At 67.1% G+C, this 8,750-nt stretch carries 8 protein-coding genes; 4 read left to right on the top strand and 4 right to left on the bottom strand.

Annotated features, from left to right (window positions below; translation table 11 throughout):
• Positions 1 to 365: 365 nt before the first annotated feature.
• The gene (locus tag ACQP0N_RS21815) at positions 366 to 950 is read right to left on the bottom strand and encodes a hypothetical protein (RefSeq protein ID WP_433113683.1); all 585 of its coding nucleotides are present in this window, start codon (positions 948 to 950) and stop codon (positions 366 to 368) included.
• 111 nt (positions 951 to 1,061) lie between these two features.
• Here ACQP0N_RS21815 and ACQP0N_RS21810 point away from each other — a divergent pair, with 111 nt between their 5' ends.
• Positions 1,062 to 1,355 (top strand): condensation domain-containing protein, encoded by a 294-nt coding sequence (locus ACQP0N_RS21810; RefSeq protein WP_433113681.1) that lies wholly within the window; start codon positions 1,062 to 1,064, stop codon positions 1,353 to 1,355.
• Positions 1,356 to 1,649: 294 nt separating this feature from the next.
• Here ACQP0N_RS21810 and ACQP0N_RS21805 read toward each other — a convergent pair whose 3' ends face one another.
• Positions 1,650 to 1,844, bottom strand: a complete 195-nt coding sequence (locus ACQP0N_RS21805) for a hypothetical protein (protein WP_433113679.1) — start codon at positions 1,842 to 1,844, stop codon at positions 1,650 to 1,652.
• Between the two features lie 174 nt (positions 1,845 to 2,018).
• On the opposite strand from ACQP0N_RS21805, the gene ACQP0N_RS21800 reads away from it, so the two are divergent.
• On the top strand, positions 2,019 to 4,673 hold the full coding sequence (locus ACQP0N_RS21800; protein ID WP_433113677.1) for a hypothetical protein: 2,655 nt from the start codon (positions 2,019 to 2,021) through the stop codon (positions 4,671 to 4,673).
• 450 nt (positions 4,674 to 5,123) lie between these two features.
• Here the strand turns inward: ACQP0N_RS21800 and ACQP0N_RS21795 are convergent, their stop codons facing one another.
• On the bottom strand, positions 5,124 to 5,258 hold the full coding sequence (locus ACQP0N_RS21795; protein WP_433113676.1) for a hypothetical protein: 135 nt from the start codon (positions 5,256 to 5,258) through the stop codon (positions 5,124 to 5,126).
• Between the two features lies 1 nt (position 5,259).
• A complete protein-coding gene (locus ACQP0N_RS21790) occupies positions 5,260 to 6,417 on the bottom strand; it encodes a transporter substrate-binding domain-containing protein (RefSeq protein ID WP_433113674.1) in 1,158 nt (385 codons plus the stop codon).
• Between the two features lie 696 nt (positions 6,418 to 7,113).
• Between ACQP0N_RS21790 and ACQP0N_RS21785 the strand changes: the two genes are divergently transcribed.
• Together ACQP0N_RS21785 and ACQP0N_RS21780 are read left to right on the top strand one after the other, a co-directional pair.
• Entirely contained in the window at positions 7,114 to 8,136 is a 1,023-nt protein-coding gene (locus tag ACQP0N_RS21785) for a hypothetical protein (RefSeq protein ID WP_433113672.1), read from the top strand.
• On the top strand, positions 8,133 to 8,726 hold the full coding sequence (locus ACQP0N_RS21780) for a hypothetical protein (RefSeq protein WP_433113670.1): 594 nt from the start codon (positions 8,133 to 8,135) through the stop codon (positions 8,724 to 8,726). Before ACQP0N_RS21785 ends, ACQP0N_RS21780 begins: the two co-directional genes overlap by 4 nt.
• Positions 8,727 to 8,750 lie beyond the last annotated feature (24 nt).

Raw genomic sequence — 8,750 nt, 5'->3', positions numbered from 1 at the left:
ATTCGCCACTTTCGAGGCGTCCGGTTTGTGGGCTCTAGGCTTTATCAACGTTAAGCACCTCGTTGTGGCATTGGTGTCCATGCCCGAGGGGCGGAGCGGCCGACCGCGGCAGCGCGTACCGCAGGGAACAAGGCTTCGTGGGTACCCGCCAGGCAGCGCGGCGGGGTCGGGCGATCAGCGGCGGGCTGCTCTGCACCTGCAGTCCGCTGGCGATCAGCCTCTGAATCACGACGAGGGCCACGATCTGTTCGGCGATCGCGACACCAGCTTGCGCCGACAAGAGTGAAGCGGCGCACGGACTGCCGGTGCTGTGGACACGACCATGCCCGACCGGTGCACCGGTCGGGCAGACGGGATCGCCTCGGTCAGATCAGCCAGCGGTTCTTCTGCACGAAGGGCAGCTTGGCCCACTGCCGGCCCAGGCCCCAGGTGTGCCCGGCGTAGGTCAGGGCGAGCACGAGGGCGCCGATCGCGTAGACGAAGTGGTAGTCGGTGACCGGGTTGGTGGAGCCGCTCGGCTTGCCCGCGCTGGTGTGCTGGGCGAGGGGCCATTCGGCTGCCCACATCATGGCCATCATGACGCCGGCCGCCGTTGCGGCCAGGCGCATACCAATGCCGAGGATGAGCGCGAGGCCGATACCGAGCAGGCCGAGCATGAATGCCCAGTTGGCCCAGGCGTCGCCGGCGATGCTGTGGAAGAAGCCCTGCAACGGGCCCACCTCGACATTGGCCAGGAAGCCCTTGGTCGGTGACCCGCCGTTGATCCACGACTTCGCGGCAGGTGTCGCGTAGCCGAGACCGAAGGTCTTGTCCAGGAACGCCCACAGAAAGACGAACCCGGTGGAGATTCGCAGCACGGCGAGAGCCCGGGCCGCGGTCTTGGTGAGCATGGCCCCGGGTGCCTCGACGTGCTCGAGGTGCGCTGCGCGACTCCGGTCGATGGTGGTCATCGTTCCTCCTCAGCTGCTTCTTCCGCCTCTGACTCTGCTCCGGTCGCCGCTTTGCCGCCCGGGTCGAACCACCCGACTCGCACGGGACCAAAGTCCTGATCGCTTCGCGGCGTGCCGGACGAGGAGGCGGCTCGGCCGTTTCCGCTGGCCGACGGCCCTCTGGTCCGGGCCCTGCTGATCACGGTGGACGACCGGGACCGGGTCTTCGTGCTCGCCATCCATCACGCCGTCACCGACAACTGGTCGTACGGGGCGCTGCTGGGTGAGCTGGCGGTGGCGTACGACGCGTTCGCCGTGGTGCGCACCGACCTCGGCGGCGACCCGAGCTTCCGGGAGTTGACCGTGCGGTGCGGGAAGGAATGCTTGAGGCGCAGGCCCACCATGCCGTCCCGATGCAGCCGCTGAGGCGCGGAATGTCGGCTGCCCGGGACCGGGTGCGCCTGGGGATCAACCTGCTCAACGCGCCACTGCCGCCGACCGTGCTGCGCGGCGTACGCCTCGAGCCGGTGTCTCCCGACGACGGCTGGGCCTTCGTACACGTGCCTCCCGGCCTGCGCCCAGCGGAGGTCGATCTCGGTTTGATCGTCATGGAGGGCGTCGGCGTGCTCCGAGGGCTGTGGCTGCATGCCCCGGACCGCGTCGACGTGCGATTGGTGGGCCGCGTTGTCGCGAGCGTTCCAGCGCATCGCCCGGCACTGCTCAGCGGGACCGGTCGTCGTCGGTGCGGCGGTTGCGGAGCAGGATGGTGAGGACGGTGCGGGCGTCGCGTCGTCGTTGCGGGGTGGGGGCGAGCAGTGCGGTGAGGGCCGCGGTGGTGACGGTGGCCGTGTAAAGCACGGTGCCGATGCCGGCGGCGAGAGCTCCGTCGTGGATCAGTGCGAGCGCGGTGGACATTGAGGACTCCCTGGCCGGGTTGGGCGGGTGGTGTCCTTCGGTTCTCGGATGTCCGGTGGGTGTCCGCCGAGCCGGTGTCGGCTACGGTCTGACCGTGGCCAGCTCACCATCGGTAACGAAGTGTCCGGTCCGGTCCGGGTCCGGATACCGCCCGGACCCGGACGGTGGCAGGCGATGACCGAGAATCTGTCACCGGCCGCCGAGCAGTTGTTCGCCGCGCTGGCAGCGTTGCGGCAAGCGACCGCCGACGCCGTCTCCTACGCCACGCTGGTGCGGCAGGCCGCCGCGCAGCAGCCGCCGATACAGATCAGCCGCCAGCGGCTGAGTGACTGGTTTGGCGGCAAGGCGGTGCCAGCGGATCCCGCCGTCGTGCGTTTCCTGGTCGGCTACCTCCAGCCCCGCGCCACCCGCACCAGCGGCCACCAGCAGCATCCGCTGTCGTGGTGGCTGGACCTTCACCACAACGCCGTGCAGCAGCGCCAGGCCAATCGCGACGACAGCGGGCAGAGTGTCGCGATCCCCCGGTCGCGGCACCGGCTGGGCCGCCCGATCGACGACTGCGACCCCCTCGTGCTGGGGGTGCACCCGGCGATCCAGGTGCCCGGCACGGGCCCGGTCACCGCGTTGCCCGGATATGTGCTGCGTCCCCACGACAGGCGGTTGCGGGAGACTGCGGACCGGATGTTCGGCGACGGACGATCTCGGCTGGTGACGCTGGTAGGCGGGTCGTCCACCGGAAAGACCCGCGCCTGCTGGGAACTCGTCAGGCATATTGAGCGCGCGCAGCCCGGTCGGTGGCGGTTGTGGCACCCGTATGATCCGACCCCGCCGGAGGCGGCAGCGGCCGCGATCGGCCAGGCCGGCCCGCACACGATCGTGTGGCTGAACGAGGCCCAGTTCTACCTCGCGCCTGCCGATGTGCACCTGGGCGAGCGGATCGCCGCAGGGCTGCGCACCCTGTTGCACCAGGACCCGGATCGGCGGCCGGTGCTGGTGCTGGCCACCCTGTGGCCGCAGGACTGGACGGCATTGACCACTCGGCCTGATGCTGGTGAACGGGACCCCTATGCGCCGGCCCGGGACCTGTTGGCCGGTACCGCGATCACCGTCCCGGATGTGTTCACCCCCGACGAGTTCGCCGGACTGGACGGATCGGAGGCGGATCCCCGGTTGCGGCAGGCTGCCGCCCACGCCGAGGACGGCCGGATCACCCAATACCTGGCCGGCGCGCCCGAGCTGGAAGACCGGTACCGCATGGCACCGCCGGCCGCCCGGGCGGTCATCCAGGTGGCGATGGACGCCCGCCGGCTCGGCCACCCCCTCGCCCTGCCGCACGCGCTACTAGAGCAGGCCGCACCGGGTTATCTCGACGATCACGGCTGGGACACGCTTGGCGAGGACTGGCTGGAACAGGCCCTTGCCTACACCGCCCAGCCGTGCAGGGGCGCCCGCGGGCCCCTGACCCGCATCCGCGCCCGCCCAGGTGAACCGCTCCCTGGCGGTGGGCAGCCGTGCTACCGGCTCGCCGATTACCTCGAACAGGTGGGCCGCAGCGAACGCGTCGGAGTCTACCCACCCGACAGTTTGTGGACCGCGTTCACTACCACCGTCATCGATCCCGGTCTTTTGTGGCAACTTGGCGAGCAGGCTAGGGCCCGGGGCCGGTACCAGCACGCGATCTGGCTGTACAGCCGAGCCGCCGACCACGGCAACATCACTGCGTTGTCTAACCTGGCCAGGATGCGGAGGCGGGTCGGGGACGAGGCCGGAGCCGATGCTCTGCTGCAACAGGCCGCTGACCGCGGCGACCCATTCCAGCTGCGGCAGATGGCCGAAGAGCGGTATCTGGCGGGGGATGAGGCTGGCGCCAAGGCCCTGTACGAGCGGGCTGCCGAACGCGGAGAAACCACCGGGCTACGCCGTCTGGCCGAACTACGCCGGCGGGCCTGGGATGTGGCCGGCGCCGACGCCCTGCTGCAACAGGCCGTCGACCGCGGCGACCGATTCGCGCCGGAGGAACTGGCCTACCTGCGGTGTTCGGCAGGAGACGCCCCAGGCGTCCAGGCCGTGTACCGGCAGGCCGCCGACCGCGGAGACCCAGACGTGTTGCGACGGCTGGCCGACCTGCGGTGGGTGATGTGGACTCCGGCTACCCCCGATGTCGAGGCCCTGTACCGGCAGGCCATCGACCGTGGCAACACCGAGGCGATGCGGGACCTGGCCAAGCTCCGGAGGGAGAACGGGGACACCGCCGGCGAGGACGCCCTGCTGCGGCAGGCCGCCGACCGCGGCGACACCGACGCGTTGCGGGACCTGGCCAAGCTGCGGAGGAAGGACGGGGACACCGCCGATGTCGAGGCTCTGTACCGGCAGGCCATCGACCGTGGCAACACCGAGGCGTTGCGGGGCCTGGCCAAGCTGCGGAGGAAGGACGGGGATACGGCCGGTGCCGAGGCTCTGTACCGGCAGGCCATCGACCGCGGCAACACCGAGGCGATGCGGGACCTGGCCAAGCTGCGGAGGAAGGACGGGGACACGGCCGGTGCCGAGGCTCTGTACCGGCAGGCCATCGACCGTGGCAACACCGAGGCGATGCGGGACCTGGCCTATCTGCGGGAAAAGGACGGGGATACGGCCGGTGCCGAGGCCGTGTACCGGCAGGCCATCGACCGCGGCATCACCAACGCGTTATGGCACCTGATCGAAACCCGGCGGGAGGCTGGAGATGCTGCCAGCGCTTGTCGACTAGACCGGTTCGGGCTGACAGGGGCCGGCGAGGTTGCGGGCGCCTTGGAATTCGGTTCGCACGGTCTGATCTCCGGAGCGTGACCGAACCCCTGGTGCTCACCAGGGCGGCACTCGGCCTGTAACGCACCCTGGCAGGGTCCGTCATCGGCGACACGGGAAGCCTAGTACGCAGCCGCTGTGCCATTGCGCGAGGACAACGCGGGGCCGACCAAGCCCAGGTGAGACTGCCGAGATCAGTCCGGCAAGCCTGTGGGTTGTCGGAGATCGACAGTTCTTAAGCTGACAGTCGGGCGTGCCCGGTCAATGGTACGAGGGAGATGTGGAAGTGGATGCACCGAGAGCGACAGATCGGTTAACAGCGATCGATGAGCTGCGCGGTCGAAACTCTATCTGGGAGCGGCCCGTCAGGCGTGTGGTCAGCGGTGGCTGGTTGCGTTCCTCGGTCCGCGGGTCTCGTTTCCTACGTCGCCGACGCCACGCCCCCGGCCGCCGTGCTGCCGCTGCGGCACCAAGCCCAGCGCAACCGCTCGGTCAGCGCAGTTCGCGGAAGAACTCGGTGAGGTCGTTGGCGAGGAGTTCCGGCTGCTCGTGGGCGGCGAAGTGTCCGCCACGCGGCATGGTCGTGAGTAACTCGTCGTCGGTGAACCAGGCTGACTCTAAAATCACATTAGCTCTTGCAATTAGCGGAGCTTGTTCCTGACGGCCGATGCCCTTGGGTCGAGACTCCACGGGACCGTAAATTCTCGTCGAAGACGGAACTCCACTGAGTTTCAATGAATTCGTCGATGGCGTCACTCAGGTCTTTGCACAACTCGACGTATCCGTTCGGAAAGCCGATTCCATAATTTTCCGTTCCTCCCAGCATCACGTCCGCCCCTGTACCGTCGAAGACGGTCACAGGAACACTGGTGCTGCCTCGGTAGGCTTCGAGAATTGATTTGTCGGACACCATCAACGCAACATCGTTGCTGGGGTTGAAGAAGTCACTTAGGCAGTCGGCAAGCGAACTCCGCTCGTCGGGATCGTAAAACTTCGAATTCGCCAGCTTGTCTGCATTGGTCGTGTTCCTGGCTACGCAGGCACGGTGTGGGGTGTTTCCAATAAGGTACCGCTTCTCGAAGTTCATCCAGATCGCGGACTCGTCCTGATAGTACGGACCGGCCATGTCAATCTTAGCTAATGCATTGGAATTGATGGAGAAATTTGAAACGACTAGCTTCACCGCGCCTTGCTCGATCATGGGCAGTCTACTGGCGGGATCTACCTTTCTGAACTTCGGTTCGAAGTCGAACTTGTCTCCGAGCCATCTTGCTAGCGCTACGTCAAATCCGTTGTACCCTGAGGGATCATCGCCGTAGCTCCAGCCGGGATACTCGCCGTTGATGCCGACTTCTACTATTCCAGTGAGGTATTCTTCGGCATTGGGTCCCGCCAAATCCGGATCTTCGTCCGTAAAGACGATTGCCATCACTGCGCCGCTACAGATAAGCACAATTGAGAGAGCTGCCGACGCCCATTTCTCCCATGCGTATCGTCGTTGCCTAGGCTGATCGGGATACGGATCCGCCGTTTCGGCCGTTGCCTTCCTTTGGCGCGAGGATAAGTTGAGAGCCAAGATACCGACCATTACGCCCGAGGCGCCGATCGGTACAGCAAGTATGGTGGCCAGGTTTACGCCATTCTTAGTTGCTGCAAGTGCGACGGTGCCAGCAATGCATGCGACCAGGGCGGGCACGAGCCATAAGGCCTGACGACGCCAAAAATGACCGTCATTCGGTCGGTCGCTCGGGGTCGTTCTGCTAATGCTAGGCGACTTCTCTTCCACCTGTAAGCCTTCAGTGCCCAAGTTGTCCTTATCGGATACCACGAGCGGAACGCCCCTTCATCGCGACACTAAATCTTAGGTATGGGTTAGTGGAGGTGGCAAGGCGCAGTGTGATCGCAAATGGTGGAGTATCTAAAACATGTGCAGCGCGTACGGTTAGGCGCGTAAGCGATAGCAGGCTTATTTATACACTGCGGGGGGACGTCCTAACAGATCGTCACCGAATACTGTCTGATACCCGTCAAACCCTGACTGATTCGGAAGCTTTGCCGAATGCAAGATCATGATTCTTGAGGAGTCGGCTCAAGGCTTACTGTCTTCAGCAAGGGTCTTGTCGGCTCACGCCGTCCAAACCGGGCAGGCTGTGCCGCTGGCGTTGGTGTAAGAGCGCGTTTCACATCGCCGTCAGTCGGGTGTGTTGAAGTGTGAGGTGTTGTTGACGGGTGGCGGGTTCGCCTCGGGCGAGACGGCGGAGCATGCCACCGATGGCGGCCCATCGGATCATGGCCTCTGACGTTGCGCGGTGGGTTTCGTAGTCGCGAAGCCGGAGTCGGCAAAGACATGCCAGATCGGCGTCGCCGCGTAAGTGGCGAGCAGGGCGCCCTTGGCGCCGTCGCGGTCCTACCAAGACCCAGACGGTGACCAGAAGTCCGAAGGTATCGGTGAAGATTAATCGTTTCCGGCCGGGCGCGGGCTTTGTTCGCCTGGGGCGCGGTCGTCACCTACGCCGGCACCGGGCGTACCCCGTTCCGGGCCGATTCGCCCGCGGCGACCGCGGCCCGGATCCTGACCCAGCCGCCGGAGCTGTCCGGGTTGCCGGACCGGCTGCGCGAGGTGGTGGCCCGCACGCTGGCCAAGGATCCGACGGAGCGGCCCACCGCGCACGAACTGCTCGACCTGCTGCTGGACCTCGATACCGACGTGAAGACCAAGCTGATCCGCCCGGAGTTGCTCCAAGCAGCGACGGCGGCCCGGCGGACCAGCAGGTTCGGCTTCGGCGGCCGGCGGCCGGATCGGGTACGGCGAACGGTCCTGGCCGGTGTGGCAGTACTGGCGCTGGGCGTGACCGGGGTCATCGCCGCCAACCTGCTGCCCGGGCTGAGGGATGGGCAGAGCGGCGCTCCCCACTCGACGGTTGGCGCGGACACCTCGGGGCCGACCTCGTCGTCGAGCCGGGTTGTGGGACGCCCGGCGATCATCGACCGGCTGGACCGGCCCGGCCAGTGGACGGACAGCCGCAACGAGGCCGAGGGCCGGTGCGTCTTCGGCGACGGGCGGCTCGAGGCCCGGACCGGGATGTCGCCGGTGTACCGCTGCCACGGTCCGCAGGACTCCTTCAAGGATCAGACCGTCACCGTCGACGCGACGGTCCTCACCCCGGGAGCGTGTGCGGCGATCTGGTTCCGGGCGGCCGGTGCGAACGCCTACCTGGTGTCGCTCTGCGAGACCGAGGTCCGACTGGGCGTGGACACCGACGACGGTGTCACCCAGGAGGCGCGGGCCGCAGTCGCCGGAGCCGTCCTGGGGCATGCACGCCGGGTGGGAGTCGTCGTGCAGGGCGACAAGGCGACCGTCGAGGTCGACGATGCGCCACTGATCACCACCGCGCTCGGGCCGCCGTCCCTGACGGCCGGACGGGTGACATTCGGTGTCATCGATGACGTGATCAGCGGCGACGCCCGCGCCGCGTTCGCCCGGGTAGAGGTCACGAAGCTGTGAGACGCAAGCTGCTCGCCGCGTTGCTGTTGGTCGTGGTGGTCGGCGGATGCGGCACCGGCTCGCCGGACGCCTCCTCCGCGACCACCGCGTCACCGTCGGCCGTCGCGCGCCCCGGCGGGCCCGCGAGCGACCCGCCGGGAACCCCCACGGGTACGCCGTCGAGCGGGGCGACCGCGCCGCAGCCCCGATTCGCCGACCTCACCCAGGGCAGCACCACGTCGGTGGTGACGCTGCACTCCTACGACCCGGCGAACGCATCCGCCGTCGTGGAACCGATCCTCTTCATGACCAGCGACGCGTACTGCCGGGCATTCAAGATCGATCGATCGGACGGCCGGTGTACGCACCTGGCGTACATCACGGAGGAGAGCCATACGAAGGTCACCGTCCCGCTCGCCGACGACGTCGCCTACTTCACGTGGGAGGACGCCCAGGGGGACGTGTGTATGGACGCCCCGGAGAAGGGGGGCACGTGTCCCATGACGGGCAAACAGTTCGCCGCGTGGTTCGCGCTCAACAAGCGGGCCATGGTCGCGGTCGCCACCGAGCTCGGCGTCATCACCCGCATGGCGATCGTCTACACGCCCTGATTGTTTCCCCGTTCCGGCCCTCGG

This window comes from Micromonospora sp. CA-246542 (assembly GCF_050942905.1).
Lineage (GTDB): Bacteria > Actinomycetota > Actinomycetes > Mycobacteriales > Micromonosporaceae > Micromonospora.
The sequence above is the reverse complement of the archived record's forward strand: the minus strand, read 5'-3'. Positions and strand labels throughout refer to the sequence as shown.